The organism is Streptomyces asiaticus (assembly GCF_018138715.1).
Classification (GTDB): Bacteria; Actinomycetota; Actinomycetes; order Streptomycetales; family Streptomycetaceae; genus Streptomyces; species Streptomyces asiaticus.
The window spans coordinates 7077771-7093268 of the sequence record NZ_JAGSHX010000006.1 but is presented as its reverse complement, the minus strand read 5'-3'; the positions used below and the strand labels follow the sequence as shown (position 1 = coordinate 7093268).

General features: G+C 73.4%; 14 protein-coding genes. 2 read left to right on the top strand and 12 right to left on the bottom strand.

Features of this window, described 5'->3' with window-relative positions; translation table 11 throughout:
• Nucleotides 1-33: 33 nt before the first annotated feature.
• Both KHP12_RS38105 and KHP12_RS38100 read left to right on the top strand, forming a co-directional pair.
• Nucleotides 34-954, top strand: coding sequence for a DUF8842 C-terminal domain-containing protein (locus KHP12_RS38105; protein ID WP_086885727.1), 921 nt, complete (start codon nt 34-36; stop codon nt 952-954).
• A gap of 167 nt (nt 955-1121) precedes the next feature.
• Entirely contained in the window at nt 1122-1418 is a 297-nt protein-coding gene (locus tag KHP12_RS38100; protein WP_306420095.1) for a hypothetical protein, read from the top strand.
• 145 nt (nt 1419-1563) lie between these two features.
• Here KHP12_RS38100 and der read toward each other — a convergent pair whose 3' ends face one another.
• From der to KHP12_RS38040, 12 genes are all read right to left on the bottom strand, one after another.
• Nucleotides 1564-3027 (bottom strand): ribosome biogenesis GTPase Der, encoded by a 1464-nt coding sequence (gene der / locus KHP12_RS38095; protein ID WP_086885728.1) that lies wholly within the window; start codon nt 3025-3027, stop codon nt 1564-1566.
• Between the two features lie 55 nt (nt 3028-3082).
• Complete coding sequence (locus tag KHP12_RS38090) at nt 3083-3757, bottom strand: lysophospholipid acyltransferase family protein (protein ID WP_244203371.1); 675 nt, start codon at nt 3755-3757, stop codon at nt 3083-3085.
• Nucleotides 3754-4458 (bottom strand): (d)CMP kinase, encoded by a 705-nt coding sequence (gene cmk, locus KHP12_RS38085; protein ID WP_037949841.1) that lies wholly within the window; start codon nt 4456-4458, stop codon nt 3754-3756. Before cmk ends, KHP12_RS38090 begins: the two co-directional genes overlap by 4 nt.
• Nucleotides 4459-4600: 142 nt before the next feature.
• The gene (locus tag KHP12_RS38080) at nt 4601-5686 is read right to left on the bottom strand and encodes a prephenate dehydrogenase (RefSeq protein ID WP_086885729.1); all 1086 of its coding nucleotides are present in this window, start codon (nt 5684-5686) and stop codon (nt 4601-4603) included.
• Nucleotides 5683-6045, bottom strand: a complete 363-nt coding sequence (gene aroH, locus KHP12_RS38075; protein WP_138911312.1) for a chorismate mutase — start codon at nt 6043-6045, stop codon at nt 5683-5685. Before aroH ends, KHP12_RS38080 begins: the two co-directional genes overlap by 4 nt.
• Before the next feature lie 228 nt (nt 6046-6273).
• Nucleotides 6274-7362: a pseudouridine synthase gene (locus KHP12_RS38070; protein WP_211834186.1), complete on the bottom strand. Its 1089-nt coding sequence runs from the start codon at nt 7360-7362 to the stop codon at nt 6274-6276.
• Nucleotides 7363-7402: 40 nt separating this feature from the next.
• Nucleotides 7403-8059 (bottom strand): SMC-Scp complex subunit ScpB, encoded by a 657-nt coding sequence (gene scpB, locus KHP12_RS38065; protein ID WP_020872378.1) that lies wholly within the window; start codon nt 8057-8059, stop codon nt 7403-7405.
• Complete coding sequence (locus KHP12_RS38060) at nt 8056-9597, bottom strand: segregation and condensation protein A (RefSeq protein ID WP_210609143.1); 1542 nt, start codon at nt 9595-9597, stop codon at nt 8056-8058. The genes scpB and KHP12_RS38060 overlap by 4 nt, the downstream gene beginning before the upstream one ends.
• Before the next feature lie 68 nt (nt 9598-9665).
• Complete coding sequence (locus tag KHP12_RS38055) at nt 9666-10247, bottom strand: hypothetical protein (RefSeq protein ID WP_198548906.1); 582 nt, start codon at nt 10245-10247, stop codon at nt 9666-9668.
• The gene (locus KHP12_RS38050) at nt 10232-11248 is read right to left on the bottom strand and encodes a ParA family protein (RefSeq protein WP_020872375.1); all 1017 of its coding nucleotides are present in this window, start codon (nt 11246-11248) and stop codon (nt 10232-10234) included. Before KHP12_RS38050 ends, KHP12_RS38055 begins: the two co-directional genes overlap by 16 nt.
• Before the next feature lie 560 nt (nt 11249-11808).
• Nucleotides 11809-12924 (bottom strand): alanine dehydrogenase, encoded by a 1116-nt coding sequence (gene ald / locus KHP12_RS38045; RefSeq protein ID WP_211834959.1) that lies wholly within the window; start codon nt 12922-12924, stop codon nt 11809-11811.
• Nucleotides 12925-13150: 226 nt separating this feature from the next.
• Nucleotides 13151-15412, bottom strand: a complete 2262-nt coding sequence (locus KHP12_RS38040) for a tetratricopeptide repeat protein (protein WP_086884087.1) — start codon at nt 15410-15412, stop codon at nt 13151-13153.
• Nucleotides 15413-15498: the final 86 nt, after the last annotated feature.

Here is a 15498-nt window from a genome sequence, read left to right as displayed (position 1 = left end):
ACCCGGCCACCCACCGAGACCGAGGAGCCACCCGTGCCGCGCATGCTCGACGTCAGCGATGACGTACGCGCCGAGATCGGCGACGAAGAAGCCGACCGGCTGCTCGCCGGGGACAACGCCCCGGGTGCCTACGACTGCACGTCCTGCCGCACCCCCGGCAACACCGAGCAGGAGCGGACCAGCACCGTGCTCTTCGTGGGGCAGGAGACGGCGGTGCTGGCCTTCGCGCACGCCACCTGCGTGCCCTCCCAGGTGGTCGCGGTCTCGGAGGACCAGTTGCGCGGTGCGGTGCGGTCCATCACGGGCGAGGACAGCGCGCCACCGACCGCCGAGGCGTCCCACGCGCCGCCCGTACCGGCCGCGTCGCATGCCTCCACGTCGTACCTCCCCGGCCCGGCGGCCCCGGCACCGGCCCCGTCGCCGGTGTCGCCCGTCGCCGCGTCGCACACCCCGGCCCCGTCCGGGCACGCGCCGGTGCCGCAGCAGGCGGTGCTCGGGGTGACCAGCGGGGTGGTGCTGGTCGGTCAGGAGGCGTGCGCGGCGCTGGTGGTGGAGCCGACCGCGCCGATCATCCGCCCCGGTTCGGCCGGCCATGGCGATGAATTCCTCCAGCTCCTCAGCGAGCAGGGGTTCGCCCCGGTGGTCGACCTGGGCCGGCCGCCCGCGCCCAACCCCGGCTGGTCGGTGCTGCTGGCCATGGGACGGCTGCACGCGGTGCTGATGCCGGCGCCGGGCGGCGGCCGCCCGGTGGCCTGGTGGCAGGCGCACAGCCCGATGCCGCTCAGCGAGGGCTGGCGGAGCGCCGTCGGCCGCTCCCAGAAGGTGCTGGTCTACGCGGCGGCCGCGGGCACGATCGGCACCCAGCCGCGCGAGGACCAGCTGCGCGCGGCGCTGGACCGGGCCGCCGCGCGCGGCGCCCTGGTCGGCGCTTCGATGCCGCTCGCGGGCACATGACCGCCATGGCCGCCGCCGTCCCGGACTTCACCCCGGACCTCACCGACCCTTGGCGAGCAGCCCATTCGCCATCGATGCCGCATCCCACGGGCGGCCGGGTCGTTGGCACATACGTGCACGCATACGACCTCTCCTACCGTTCCCCCTCATACGGCTGCATCCCGGCCATGCGCCCCGCGCTGGAGGCAGCGCACGATCCCTGGCGCCACTCCGCCACGCCGATCTACGACGCGTTGTACGCGGAGTACCGCAGGCTGTTCCGGGCGCTGCCCGGTGACCGCTCGGACGAGGAGAACATGGAGTTCGTGGCGTTCGCCGCCATCGGCCAGCCCCGGGGCCTCGTCAGCGGCTACGGCCGACCGGACGGCCACGGTGGGGCCTGGCACACCGACGAGCTGTACTACCGCGGCTATGTCCCCGCGCTCCCGCCCGGCCGGGGCGAGGAGCCGGGGCACACGTACTGACGCGGTGCCGGGGGCCGGGGCGGCGCGAGCCCCCCCGGCGCGGCCCCGCCATGTCCCGCGACCGCGCTGTCGCTCCTTCTTGCGGCTCCTTCTTACGGCCGCTTCTTACGGCCGCGCCCCCGCTACTTCTTACGGCCGCGCCCCGCTACTTCTTGCGGCCGCGCTTCTCGCGTACCCGCACCGAGACCTGTAGCGGCGTCCCCTCGAAGCCGAACTCCTCGCGCAGCCGCCGCTCGATGAAGCGGCGGTAGCCCGCCTCCAGGAAGCCCGAGGCGAAGAGCACGAACCGCGGCGGCCGGGTCCCGGCCTGCGTCCCGAAGAGGATCCGCGGCTGCTTGCCGCCCCGGATCGGGTGCGGATGCGAGGCGACGATCTCGCCGAGGAAGGAGTTGAGCCGCCCGGTCGGGACGCGGGTCTCCCAGCCGGCCAGCGCCGTCTCGATCGCCGGGACCAGCTTCTCCATATGGCGGCCGGTGCGGGCCGAGACATTGACCCGCGGCGCCCACTGGATCTGCCCCAGCTCCGTCTCGATCTCGCGCTCGAGGTAGTAGCGGCGCTCCTCGTCCAGGGTGTCCCACTTGTTGTACGCGATGACGAGCGCGCGCCCGGCCTCGACGGCCATCGAGATGATCCGCTGGTCCTGGACGCTGATGGACTCGCTGGCGTCGATCAGCACGACCGCGACCTCCGCCTTCTCCACGGCGGCCGCGGTGCGCAGCGAGGCGTAGTAGTCGGCGCCCTCCTGGAGGTGGACCCGGCGGCGGATACCGGCGGTGTCGACGAACTTCCAGGTGACACCGCCCAGTTGGATCATCTCGTCGACCGGGTCGCGGGTGGTGCCCGCCATCTCGTTGACGACCACCCGCTCCTCGCCCGCGACCTTGTTGAGCAGCGAGGACTTGCCCACGTTCGGACGGCCGATCAGGGCGATCCGGCGCGGTCCGCCGACCGTCGCCCCGAAGGTCTGGGCCGGGGCCTCGGGCAACGCCTCCAGGACCGCGTCGAGCATGTCGCCGGTGCCGCGGCCGTGCAGCGCGGAGACCGCGTACGGCTCGCCGAGGCCGAGCGACCACAGCATCGCGGCATCGGCCTCGGCGCTGGGCCCGTCGACCTTGTTGGCGCACAGCACCACGGGCTTCCCGGCCCGGCGCAGCAGCTTGACCACGGCCTCGTCGGTGTCGGTGGCGCCCACCGTGGCGTCCACGACGAAGACCACCGCGTCGGCGGCCTCGATCGCGAACTCGGCCTGGGCGGCCACGGACGCGTCGATGCCGAGCACGTCCTGCTCCCAGCCGCCGGTGTCGACCACCTTGAAGCGGCGGCCCGACCACTCGGCCTCGTAGGTCACCCGGTCGCGGGTGACGCCGGGGCGGTCCTCCACGACCGCCTCCCGGCGGCCGAGGATCCGGTTCACCAGGGTGGACTTGCCGACGTTGGGGCGGCCGACGACGGCCAGCACCGGCAGCGGGCCATGCCCCGCCGCGGCCAGGTCGCCCTCGACCTCCGCCGGGTCGAAGCCCTCTTGCGCGGCGAGCTCCATGAACTCCGCGTACTCGGCGTCGCCAAGCTCCCCGTGCTCGTCGCCGCCGCTGTGGATCTGGTCGTTCATGAAGATTTCCTCGTCGTCCCTCAGTACCGCGCGCCGCCCCTGGGGGCTCGCGGGTCTATGTCTGTTCCGGGCGGCCGGTGAGCCGCCTGGCGGTGTCCAGATGCGTGGCCAGCCGCTTCTGGATGCGCTCGGTGGCCTGGTCCAGGGCCGCCCGTGTCCGCCTGCCGCTGCCGTCCCCCGCCTCGAACGGGTCGCCGAACACCACGTCGATCCTGCTGCGCAGCCGGGGCAGCGGCCTGGACCGGCCGTCGTCGTGCGGGATGGCGGTGCCGAACACCGCCACCGGCACGATCGGCGCGCCGGAGCGCACCGCGAAGTACGCGAGCCCCGAGCGCAGCGAGGCGAAGTCGCCGTCGCCCCGGGTGCCCTCGGGGAAAATCCCCAGCACCCCGCCGCGCTCCAGCACCCCCAGGGCCTGGCCGATCGCGGTGCGGTCGGCGCTCGTACGGTCCACCTTCAGCTGCCCGATACCGCGCAGGAACGGATCCAGCGGGCCGATGAACGCCTCCTTCTTGACCAGGAAGTGCACCGGCCGCGGCGAGGTGCCGATCAGCATCGGACCGTCGATGTTGTGGGAGTGGTTCCCCGCGAGGATGACGGGCCCGGCGGACGGGATCCGCCACGCGCCCAGCACCCGCGGCCGCCACAGCCCGTGCATCAGGCCGACGCCGATCCGCCGCCCCACGGCGGCCCCGGCCGCGCTGGGAAGTGTCCCGTCGGTGGCGCTCACGCGACCGTCCGCTTCTCCTCGACGAGGGTGACCACGCACTCGATGACCTGGTCGAGGGTGAGCTCGGAGGTGTCCACCTCGACCGCGTCGTCCGCCTTGGCCAGCGGCGAGGTCTTGCGGCCGGAGTCCAGGGCGTCCCGCTTGGCCAGCGCGGCCTGGGTGGCAGCCAGGTCGGCGGCCTCCTTGCCCTTCAGCTCACCGCTGCGGCGGGCCGCCCGGACCTCCGGGGAGGCGGTCAGGAAGATCTTGATGTCGGCGTCCGGGAGGACCGTGGTGCCGATGTCCCGGCCCTCGACCACGATGCCGCGCGGCGCCTCGGCGGCGATGGTCCGCTGGAGCTCGGTGATCACGGACCGCACCTCGGGCACCGCGCTGACCGCGCTGACCCGCGAGGTGACCTCCTGGGTGCGGATCGGCCCGGAGACATCGGTGCCGTCGACGGTGATCGTCGGGTTGGCCGGGTCGGTGCCGGAGACGATGGCGGGCTTGCCGGCGGCGTCGGCCACGGCCACGGCGTCCTCGACGTCGATGCCGTTGGCCACCATCCACCAGGTGATCGCCCGGTACTGGGCGCCGGTGTCCAGGTAGCCCAGGCCCAGCTTGGCGGCGACGGCCTTCGAGGTACTGGACTTGCCCGTGCCTGCGGGGCCGTCGATCGCGACAATCACTGCTGCCGGGGCGGTCCGGGCGGCGGTTTCCACGGTGACAGACACCTTTCGTGTGCACGGGGCTGGGTTGAACGGGCCATGTGAGCCTCGGACAAGGTTACTGGCTTCCTCCGGGCGGCTTCGCACCGCTGGGGGACGGCCCCGGGGCCGGGGCCGTGGGCGGTCCGCTCCGCCGCTACTGCCGGATGGACCATCCCCGCTCCCGCAGGGCCTGGGTGAGCCCCGGGGCCGCCGAGGGCTCGACCACCAGCTGGATCAGACCGGCCTGCTGTCCGGTGGCGTGCTCGATCCGGACGTCCTCGATGTTGACGCCCGCCCGGCCCGCGTCGGCGAAGATCCGGGCCAGCTCGCCCGGCTGGTCGCCGATGAGCACCGTCACGGTCTCATAGACGGCCGAGGCGGCGCCGTGCTTGCCCGGCACCCGCTCGCGCCCGGCGTTGCCCCGGCGCAGCACGTCCTCGATCCCGGCCGCGCCGCCGCCCCGCTTGGCCTCGTCGGCGGACTGGAGCGCGCGCAGCGCCCGCACCGTCTCGTCCAGGTCGGCGGCGACGGCGGCGAGCACATCGGCCACCGGGCCGGGGTTGGCGGAGAGGATGTCGATCCACATGGCGGGGTCGGAGGCCGCGATCCGGGTGACGTCGCGGATGCCCTGCCCGCACAGCCGCACCGCCGTCTCATCGGCGTCCTGGAGCCGCGCGGCGACCATGCTGGACAGCAGGTGGGGGGTGTGCGAGACGAGCGCCACCGCCCGGTCGTGGGCCTCGTCCTCCATCACCACGGGCACCGCCCGGCACAGCGCGACCAGCTCGAGCGCGAGGTTGAGCACCTCGGTGTCGGTGCCGCCGGTGGGCGTGAGGACCCAGGGCCGCCCCTCGAAGAGGTCGGCGGTGGCCGCCATCGGCCCGGAGCGCTCCCGGCCCGCCATCGGATGCGTGCCGATGTAGCGGGTCAGATCGCAGCCGAGAGCCTCCAGCTCGCGGCGCGGCCCGCCCTTGACGCTCGCGACGTCCAGGACGCCGCGGGCCAGGCCGCGGCGCAGCACATCGGCCACCGTGGCCGCCACGTACGCCGGGGGCACGGCGACGATCGCCAGGTCCACGGGCCCCTCGGGCTCGGCCCGCGTCCCGGCCCCGCGCGCCTCGGCGGTGCGCGCCTGGGCCGCGTCGTGGTCGGCGAGGTGCACCTGGACGCCACGGCCGGCCAGCGCCAGCGCGGCGGAGGTGCCGATCAGGCCGGTGCCGATGACGAGGGCGGTTCTCATTGGGCGATGTCCTTGCGGAGGGAGCCGGCGGCGCCCAGGTAGACATGGGCGACGTCGGACTTGGACAGGGGGGTCTCGATATGCGCCAGGATGCGGACGACGCGGGGCATGGCCCCTTGTATGTCCAGCTCCTGGGCGCAGATCAGCGGTACGTCGGTGATGCCCAGCTTGCGGGCGGCGGCCGCCGGGAAGTCGCTGTGCAGATCGGGGGTGGCCGTGAACCACACGCTGATCAGGTCGTCCGGGTCGAGGGCGTTCCGCTCCAGGATGGCGGTCAGTAGCGCGGAGACCTGCTCATGCATGTGCTCCGGCTCGTCCCGGTCCAGCTGGACGGCCCCGCGGACTGCTCGTACGGCCACGTCTCGCTCCCCTGTGCGCGCTGTGCCTGTCGTGCGTCGGGCGCGGCCGCGGTGTCCGGCCGCACTCCCGATCAGCGTAACGAGCGGGTCGGACAGGCTCCCGGGGCGACCGCTGGGCGAGACGCGGCGGGCCCGCGGACGACGACGCGGCGGCCCGCGGACGGCCGGGGCCGTCGGCGGCGCCGGGTCCGTATCAGGCGCCGGGTCCGTATCAGGCGCCGGGTCCGATCAGAGTTCGACCTCGCGCATGAGCATGCCGACCTCGGTGTTGGTCAGCCGGCGCAGCCAGCCGGACTTCTGGTCGCCGAGCGCGATCGGGCCGAAGGCCGTCCGCACCAGCTTGTCGACCGGGAAGCCGGCCTCGGCGAGCATCCGCCGCACGATGTGCTTGCGACCCTCGTGCAGGCTCACCTCGACGAGGTAGTTCTTGCCGGTGTTCTGCACCACCCGGAAGTGGTCGGCGCGGGCGTAGCCGTCCTCGAGCTCGATGCCGCTCTTGAGCCGCTTGCCCAGGTCGCGCGGGAGCGGGCCCTGGATGGCGGCGAGATAGGTCTTCCGCACGCCGTAGCGGGGGTGGGTGAGGCGGTGGGCCAGCTCACCGTGGTTGGTGAGCAGGATGATGCCCTCGGTCTCGGTGTCGAGGCGGCCGACGTGGAAGAGCCGGGTCTCGCGGTTGGTCACATAGTCGCCGAGGCACTGGCGGCCGTCGGGGTCCTCCATGGTGGAGACGACACCGGCGGGCTTGTTCAGCGCGAAGAAGAGGTACGACTGCGTGGCCACGGTCAGCCCGTCGACCTTGATCTCGTCCTTCTCGGGGTCGACGCGCAGCCCCTGCTCGGTCACGATCTTGCCGTTGACCTCGACCCGGGCCTGGTCGATCAGGTCCTCACAGGCGCGGCGCGAGCCCATGCCGGCGCGGGCGAGGACCTTCTGGAGCCGCTCGCCCTCCGGCTCGCCGAAGGTCTTGGGCATCGTGACCCGCGGCTTGTCGTGGCGGGCGCGGTTGCGCTCCTCTATCTGCGCCTCGTACTCGCGCGGACGGGCCGGGCCGGGCTTGCGGCCACGGCCGCCGCCACCGCCCTTGGGACCGCCGCCCTGGCCGCCCTTGGGGCCGCCCTGAGAGCCGCCCTGGCCGCCCTTGGGGCCGCCCTGGGAGCCCTTGGGGCCCGCCTTGGGGCCGCCGCCCACGTCGTAGCGGCGCTCTTCGGGGCGGGGGCGGCCGGCGCGCTGCTGCTGCTCGTCGCGCCTGTTCCCCGCGCCCCGGTAGTTCTTGCCGCCGCTACCGCTGCCCCTGCTGTTCCTGCCGCTGCTTCGCATCAAGTTTCCGTCTGAGAGTGGCCGCTGTCGGCTCGGTGTGCTACGTCGTCGTGCGTTCTGCGTCGTCCTGCGCGTCATCGCTGTCGATGGCGTCCGGATCGAACGACGGCACGCCCTCCTGGGACTCGCCCTCGACCGCGTCCGCCTCGGGGAGGAACGGCGCGAGCTCCGGGAGCTCGTCCAGCCCCCGCAGGCCCATCCGCTCCAGGAAGTAGTTCGTCGTCCTGTACAGGATCGCACCTGTTTCGGGTTCCGTGCCCGCCTCCTCGACCAGGCCCCGCTGGAGGAGGGTCCGCATCACACCATCGCAGTTGACGCCGCGGACGGCCGAGACTCGGGAACGGCTGACCGGCTGACGGTACGCGACCACCGCGAGGGTTTCCAAAGCGGCCTGGGTCAGCCGGGCCTGCTGGCCGTCCAGGACGAACCCCTCGACGGCGGCGGCGTAGGCCGGGCGCGTGTAGTAGCGCCAGCCGCCCGCGACCAGCCGCAGCTCGAAGCCCCGGCCCTGGGTCGCGTACTCGTCGGCCAGCTCGCGCAGCGCGTCCGCGACGGCGCGGCGCGGCCGCTGGAGGACCTTGGCCAGGTTCTCCTCGGTGGCGGGCTCGTCGACGACCATGAGGACGGCCTCCAGGGCGGGCTTGAGGTCCAGCTCGGCGACCTCGGAGAGCCCGGCGGGTGTCCGCTGCTCGCTCAACTCGCTACCTCCTCCTTCTCGGGCGTGGCCGTCTCCTGCTCGGGCGCCTTCTCGGGCTCCTTACGGGGCTCGGCCTCCTGGTCGAACTCGTCGGTGACCAGTGGCCGCTCACCCGCCTCGCCCGTCCAGCGGACCATGAGCGATCCGAGCGCCTCCGGCTGGTCCAGGAGGACCGCGCGCTCGCGGTAGAGCTCCAGGAGCGCCAGGAAGCGCGCGACGACCGTAAGGACGTCGGGAGCGTCCTCGGTGAGCACGGCGAAGGTCGCCTCCCCCAGCTCGCGCAGCCGCGAGACCACCACCTCGGCCTGCTCCCGGACGCTGACCAGCGGGGTGTGGATGTGGTCGACGTAGACCTGCGGCTTGGGTTTGGGCTGCATCGCCTTGACGGCCAGCTTGGCGAAGCCCTCGGGGCCGATGCTGATGACGACGTCGGGGAGCAGCTCGGCGTGGTGCGGCTCCAGGCCGACGGTACGGGGGTGACGGGCGGCCTCGGCGGTCAGCCGGTCGTTGAAGATGTCCGCGATCTGTTTGTACGCGCGGTACTGGAGCAGCCGGGCGAAGAGCAGATCGCGCGCCTCCAGCAGCGCCAGGTCCGCCTCGTCCTCGACCTCGGCGGCGGGCAGCAGCCGGGCCGCCTTGAGGTCCAGCAGGGTCGCCGCGACGACGAGGAACTCGGTGGTCTGGTCGAGGTCCCAGTCCGGCCCCATGGCGCGGATATGGGCCATGAACTCGTCGGTGACCTTGGAGAGGGCGACCTCGGTGACGTCCAGCTTGTGCTTGGAGATCAGCTGGAGGAGGAGGTCGAAGGGCCCCTCGAAGTTGTCCAGCCGCACGGTGAACCGATTGCCACCGTCCTCGGCTTGGGCCTCGCCCTTACCGCCCCCGCCGCTCGCGTCGGCCCTGCCACTCGCCTCGGTCCCGCCACTCGTGTCGGCCTCGTCGCTCCCCTCGGTCCGACCGCTCGCGTCGGTCCCGCCGCTGACGTCAGCCCCGATGCTCGCCGCCCCGGCCGCCTCACCGCCGTGCCCGCCCGCCGGGGGCGCCGCATCGAGGTCGGCCCGTGCGTGCACCGGCTCCGGCTCGTCCGCCGAGACCCCCTTACGGCTGCGCCCACCTCCCGCGCCCCGCCGCTCGGCCGCGGCAACGGCCTCGGCCGTCGCCGGGGACGGCTCGGGCTCGGCGTCCGGCTCGGTGCGTTCCTCCGCGGCGGCTTCGGGCGCCTCTGGCTCCACGACGGCCTCACGCGCCTCACGCGCGACAGGCGCCTCGGACGCGACAGGCGCCTCGGGCACGGCGGGCGCCCCGGACGGCCCAGCAGGGGCCTCGGACGCCGTCTGGGCGCCGTTCTGCGGCTCTTCCGCCGCTGCTTCCACCGCTTCCGCCGCCGGGGGCGCAGCGGGGCGCTGAGCGGCCTCCTGCGGAGGCGTGGGCGCGGTGGACCGGTCCGGACCCGTCGTGGCCGGCGCCGCGCCGGGGCCCCGGCCGAGGGTGCGGCGGGAGGGGCGGGGCGGCGGGGCGGGGGTGTCGTTCGTCGGCATCGCGGTCCAGGGTGCTCAGGGCCGGGCGGGGCAGCCCGTACGACCGGGCAGGCTATCGCCCGGCCCGGTCAACGGCCGCGGAGGCGACGCACCAGGATGCTCGCGTCGCCGCGCGACTCGAGGTCGGCGAGGACGACCGCGACCGCCTCGCGGACGATCCGGCCCCGGTCGACGGCGAGCCCGTGCTCACCGCGGAGCACCAGACGCGCGTGCTCGAGGTCCATCAGCTCCTCGGCGGAGACATAGACCGTGATCTTCTCGTCGTGGCGCTCGCGCCCGCTGGGCCTGCGGTTCGCCGCACGGGCGCGGCGGCGGGCCGGGCCGTTCTGCTCGGCCGCGGCCGAACCGCCCTGGGCCTGACGGCCCTTGGGCCGGTCCCCGGCGGCGGGGCGCCGCTCGCCGACCGCGTCCTGGGAGGCCGTCTCCCGTCCCGTGTGTTCGCCCGAGCCGGACTGCTCGCCGTCCGCGCGCTGCTCCTGCCCTTCGCGCGGCTCGGCGCCCGCGTCGGGTTCGGCGGCGGGTGGGGGCACCCGTGGGCCCTCGCCGTTCGCCTGGCGGCGCCCGGCGGCGGGAGTGGAGGACTGGAGGCCCATCCCTCCCGTGGTGCGGAACAGTTCGTCGGCTCCCGGCAGACTCACTCGGCGTGACACCGGGCGAGCACCTCCCTGGCGAGCTGGCGATAGGCGGCGGCACCGACGGAGTTGGACGCGTACGTGGTGATCGGCTCACCCGCGACCGTGGTCTCGGGGAAGCGGACCGTACGGCCGATGACCGTGTGGTAGACGTGATCGTCGAACGCCTCGACCACGCGGGCGAGGACCTCACGGCTGTGCACGGTGCGCGAGTCGTACATCGTGGCGAGGATGCCGTCCAGCTCCAGGTCGGGGTTGAGCCGCTCCTGGACCTTCTCGATCGTCTCGGTGAGCAACGCCACACCGCGCAGCGCGAAGAACTCGCACTCCAGCGGCACGATCACCTTGTGCGCGGCGGTCAGCGCGTTGACGGTGAGCAGACCGAGCGAGGGCTGACAGTCGATGACGATGTAGTCGTAGTCGGCCATCAGCGGCTTGAGCGCGCGCTGGAGGGTCGACTCCCGGGCGACCTCGCTCACCAGCTGCACCTCGGCGGCCGACAAGTCGATATTGCTGGGCAGCAGGTCCATGTTGGGCACGGCCGTCTTCAGCAGCACCTCGTCGGCCGACATGCCCCGCTCCATGAGCAGGTTGTAGACGGTGAGGTCGAGCTCCATTGGGTTGACCCCGAGGCCGACCGACAGGGCGCCCTGCGGGTCGAAGTCGACGAGCAGGACCCGGCGGCCGTACTCGGCCAGGGCCGCGCCCAGGTTGATGGTGGAGGTGGTCTTGCCGACCCCGCCCTTCTGGTTGCACATCGCGATGATCTTCGCGGGACCGTGGTCGGTCAGCGGCCCGGGGATCGGGAAGTACGGCAGCGGACGCCCGGTGGGACCGATCCGCTCGCGGCGCTGGCGGGCAGCGTCGGGCGCGAGCGTGGCCGCGTATTCGGGGTCTGGCTCGTACTCCGCGTCCGGGTCGTAGAAGTGCCCGTCGGGGAGGTCGTCGTAGTCGGCGAAGCGGGCGGGATCCGTGCCCCCCTGGTCGCCGGCCATGGCGTTCACGTGATGGCCGTCCATGCTGTGGCTCTGGTGGGCTGTCGTCGGGCTCTGGCGGGTTGCGAAGGTACGGACAGCGACGGAGCCGACAGCCTCGAGCCCCGAGGGACCCTGGCCCCGCGCAGCCGGTCCTGGTTGACCACCCCCGGGAGAAAATGTCGACTCATTCACAAGTCGTCCTACCTCCTTGGTGACCAGGAAATTTCTCTATAGGTCAGCGTGACACCATGCCGACGGTTGGCGACTCTATGGCGTGTCACCGGTCCGCAGCAACACAATCCACCGGACACGGCACGATGTGTCGGCAATCGAACACCCCGATGTCAAGGGCGTGTGAACGGTGCCGCGGAGATTTCACCGCCGCATAAAGCGTCTGAATAGTTGCATTTAGGGCGAGTTGATCGAGCGGTGGTCCGCACGCGATACGGGGCACAGCGGACACGCCTTCGGCCGGGCCTCGTCCTTCGACAAGACCCGGCCGGATGCCCGATGTTGACATGTGGTTGACGGTCCGGGTTGACCGTCCGGCAACCGGGGTCAACGGGCCCCGGTGGCCGGGTCCGGTGAACCCCGGGCGCCACTCAGCCGATCAGCGAGCCCAGTTCGACGACGGGCAGGTCATGGGCCTCGGCGACCGGGCCGTAGACGACCTGACCCTCATGGGTGTTGAGCCCCTTGGCCAGCGCGGCGTCCCGGCGCAGCGCGTCCCGCCAGCCGCGGTTGGCCAGCTCCACGATGTACGGGAGCGTGGCGTTGGTGAGCGCGTGGGTGGAGGTGTTCGGCACCGCGCCGGGCATGTTGGCCACGCAGTAGAAGACCGAGTTGTGGACCTCGAAGGTCGGCTCGGCGTGGGTGGTGGGACGGGAGTCCTCGAAGCAGCCGCCCTGGTCGATCGCGATGTCGACAAGGACACTTCCCGGCTTCATCCGGGACACCAGCTCGTTGGTGACCAGCTTGGGCGCCTTGGCGCCCGGGATGAGCACCGCGCCGATGACCAGGTCGGCCTCGAGGACGGCCTTCTCCAGCTCATAGGCGTTCGAGGCGATGGTCTGCACCCGGTTGCCGAAGATCCGGTCGGCCTCGCGCAGCTTGTTGATGTCCTTGTCGAGCAGGGTGACGTGGAAGCCCATGCCGATGGCGATCTGGGCGGCGTTCCACCCGGAGACCCCACCGCCGATGACCACGGCCCGCCCGGCGGCCACGCCCGGCACCCCGCCGGGCAGCACACCGCGGCCGCCGGCCGAGCGCATCAGGTGGTACGCGCCGACCTGCGGCGCGATCCGGCCCGCGACCTCGGACATCGGCGCGAGCAGCGGCAGGGCCCGGTTCGCGGTCTCGACGGTCTCGTAGGCGATGGCGGTGGTGCCGGACTCCAGCAGCGCGTCGGTGCAGGCCCGGGAGGCGGCCAGGTGCAGATAGGTGAAGAGCGTCTGACCCTTGCGCAGCCGGTGGTATTCCTCCGCGATGGGCTCCTTGACCTTCAGCAGCAGGTCGGCGGTGGCCCAGACCTCGTCGGCGGTGCCGAGGATGCGCGCACCGGCGGCGGTGTACTCCTCGTCCGTGATGGACGAGCCGAGGCCCGCACTCCGCTCGATGACGACCTCATGGCCGCCTCGGACCAGCTCGTGCACACCGGCGGGGGTGATGGCCACACGGAACTCGTTGTTCTTGACCTCGCGGGGGATACCGACCTTCACGTCGATCACGGTCCTTGAATGGGGGGAAAGGAACATATCGCCACAGCCGGTCATGGGCCGATACACCATCGACCATAGACAGGCAAACCGGCGCATGCGTCCGCATGCCGGAGACGACCGCAACAATCACGGTGCAGCCAGTCTAATGAAGGACCTCGCGCTGTCTAGCCTTGCAATGCATCAATCTTTTGGAAGACCACTACTGATTTCGTAGGTCCGCAGGGTTTCAGCCCCCACTCTGAGGTGACGAACCCGTGTCTTCCGCCTCGCCCGCCTCGATCCTCCGGGCGGTGCGCCGCAGCGACCGCGCCACCGCGGGATCCCCGCCGAGCCGGTCCATCGCGTCCGCCGCATGGCGCGCCAGCTCGGCGTGCAGCCCGGTGTCACCGCAGGTCCGGGCGGCCGCGGCGGTCTCCGCCCAGGTGCGCAGCGCCTCCCTCGGCCGCCCCGAGCGCTCCTGGGCGCCCGCGGTGCCGCTGAGCGCGCGGGCGTACCCCGCCTGGTCGCCCGCCCGGCGGCAGGCGGCCGCGGCGGCACGCCAGTCGCGCAGCGCCTCGCCCCACCGCCCGGCGTAGCCGTGAACGGTGCCGAGCCGTGCGTACAGCCGGGCCGCGGCGGGCGTGTCGCGGCGGCTCAGCCGCAGCTCCAGGGCGCGTCCGAACCAGTCGGCCGCCCGGTGCCAGTCCTCCAGCGCCTGATAGCTGCCGCCGATCGACTCCAGCGCACGCCCGGTCGTATACGGATCGCCCGAGGCGCGGGCGGCCTCCAAGGCGCTCTTGTAGCGGGCGAGTGCCTTGTCCACCCGGCCCGCCCCGCCGTCCAGATCGCCGAGGTTGAGCAGCGCGGCGGCCCGCTCCACCGGCAGATCGCGGCGCCGGGCCACGTCCAGCACCAGCTGATGCAGCCCGTACAGCTCCACCGCGGCGCCCTCGAAGCCCCGGTGGGCGGTCAGGGCGTGGGTCAGCGCGGCCACCAACCGCCGTGCCAGGGTGTCGAGTTGGCCGGTCTCCACGGCCATCCGGGCGGCCTCGATCAGCGTGGGCAGCCGCTCCTCCAGCCAGCCGGCCGCCTCCGCCGACGACGAAAACCGCAGCGGCTTCGGCATCCCGGCCAGCTTCTTCCGGCCCGGCGAACCGGCGGGCTCGGCGGCCAGCCGGCAGGCGTGCAGCTGCCGTACGGCACGCTCCAGCATCCGCGCCCGCGCCAGCTCCACCTCGGCCGGGCGCTCCTCGGCCGCCAGCCGCTCCCGCAGCAGCGGATCGAGACAGCCGGGCACCAGGTAGCGGCCGGTGCCGCGCGGGCGCAGCATCCCGTACGCGGCGAAGCCCTCCAGCGCCGCCTCGCCGTCCGCCACCGAGCAGCCGGCCAGCGCGGAGGCGATCTGGGCGTCGGCCGATCCGCCGGGCGCCATCACCAGCAGCCGCAGCATCCGGGCGGCGGCGGACGGCAGTGCGGCGTAGGCCAGCCGGAAGGCGCGGGTGAGCGGGCGGGCGCCGTGGTCGAGGTCGCCCTCGTCCGGCGGCAGTTCGCGCAGCCGGGCCAGGGCGTCGGCCACCGACGCCTGGGGGCGGGCGGCGAGCCAGCCGCCGACCAGGACGAGCGCCGCGGGCTGGCCCGCGCACTCCTCGACCAGGGACTGCGCGGCCACCGGATCGCAGGTGATCCGGGTGGGGCCGGTGTACTGCGCCAGCAGCCCGACCGCCGCGCTCACATCCAGCCCGCCCACCGTGCACGGCCGCACATCCGGCACCCCGGTCAGCGGGCCGCGCGAGACGGCGACCACCAGGCAGTCGGGCTCGTCGGGCAGCAGCGCGTCCACCTGCTCGGCCCCGGCCACGTCGTCGAGCAGCAGCAGCACCCGCTTGCCGTCGAGGGCCTCGCGCAGCGCCTCGCTCAGATCGTCCTCGTCCGCCCCAGGCGGGGCGGTCACACCGAGCCGTCCCAGCAGCTCACGGGCGGTGTGCTCGGTGGGCACGGGGTCGCCGGCGGAGGTGGTCAGCCGGGCGCTCAGCACCCCGTCGGGGTAGTCGTCGGCGAGCCGCCGGGCGAGCTCCTCGGCCAGCGCCGTACGGCCCCAGCCGGGGCGGCCCGCGATCAGCAGCACCCGGCTGCGGGCGGCCTTTCGGCCGGCGAGGGTGTCCAGGCCCGCGCGCTCGATGTCGGCCCGCAGCGACAGCAGCTCCCGCCGCCGCCCGGCGAACCCCCGCCCCACGGAGGCGGCCGCCGCGAACAGCACGGCCCGGGTGGCCCCGCTCCACACCCCGCCGTCCTGGGCGTCCGCGGTGGAGCGCCGTTGCCGCGGCGGGGTCTCGGAGGAGGAGGTCTCATCTTCCGGCGGACGGCCGGGAGCGGATTCCCGAGGGCCTGGAGCGGATTCCGGCGGACGGCCGGGAGCGGACGAAGCGGATGAAGCGGACGCGGCGGGCGGCGGCTGCCGCTTCCCTGGGGCCGCCGGCTCCCCATCGGTGTCGACCGCCTGCTCCGCCACGGGCCCACTCCCGTCCACCTGCGCGTACGAGCCCCTTCGGCTCACTATGAGCGTAGTTCACTCCGCGTCAGGTACCCGGTACTCGC

Bases quoted from the DNA above. Each gene is read 5' to 3' on its own strand.
- der (WP_086885728.1), bottom strand. From the start codon at position 3,027: ATGAACGACCAGATCCACAGCGGCGGCGACGAGCACGGGGAGCTTGGC.
- KHP12_RS38080 (WP_086885729.1), bottom strand. From the start codon at position 5,686: ATGAGAACCGCCCTCGTCATCGGCACCGGCCTGATCGGCACCTCCGCC.
- KHP12_RS38050 (WP_020872375.1), bottom strand. From the start codon at position 11,248: ATGGACGGCCATCACGTGAACGCCATGGCCGGCGACCAGGGGGGCACG.
- KHP12_RS38070 (WP_211834186.1), bottom strand. From the start codon at position 7,362: ATGCGAAGCAGCGGCAGGAACAGCAGGGGCAGCGGTAGCGGCGGCAAG.
- KHP12_RS38100 (WP_306420095.1), top strand. From the start codon at position 1,122: ATGCGCCCCGCGCTGGAGGCAGCGCACGATCCCTGGCGCCACTCCGCC.
- KHP12_RS38060 (WP_210609143.1), bottom strand. From the start codon at position 9,597: ATGCCGACGAACGACACCCCCGCCCCGCCGCCCCGCCCCTCCCGCCGC.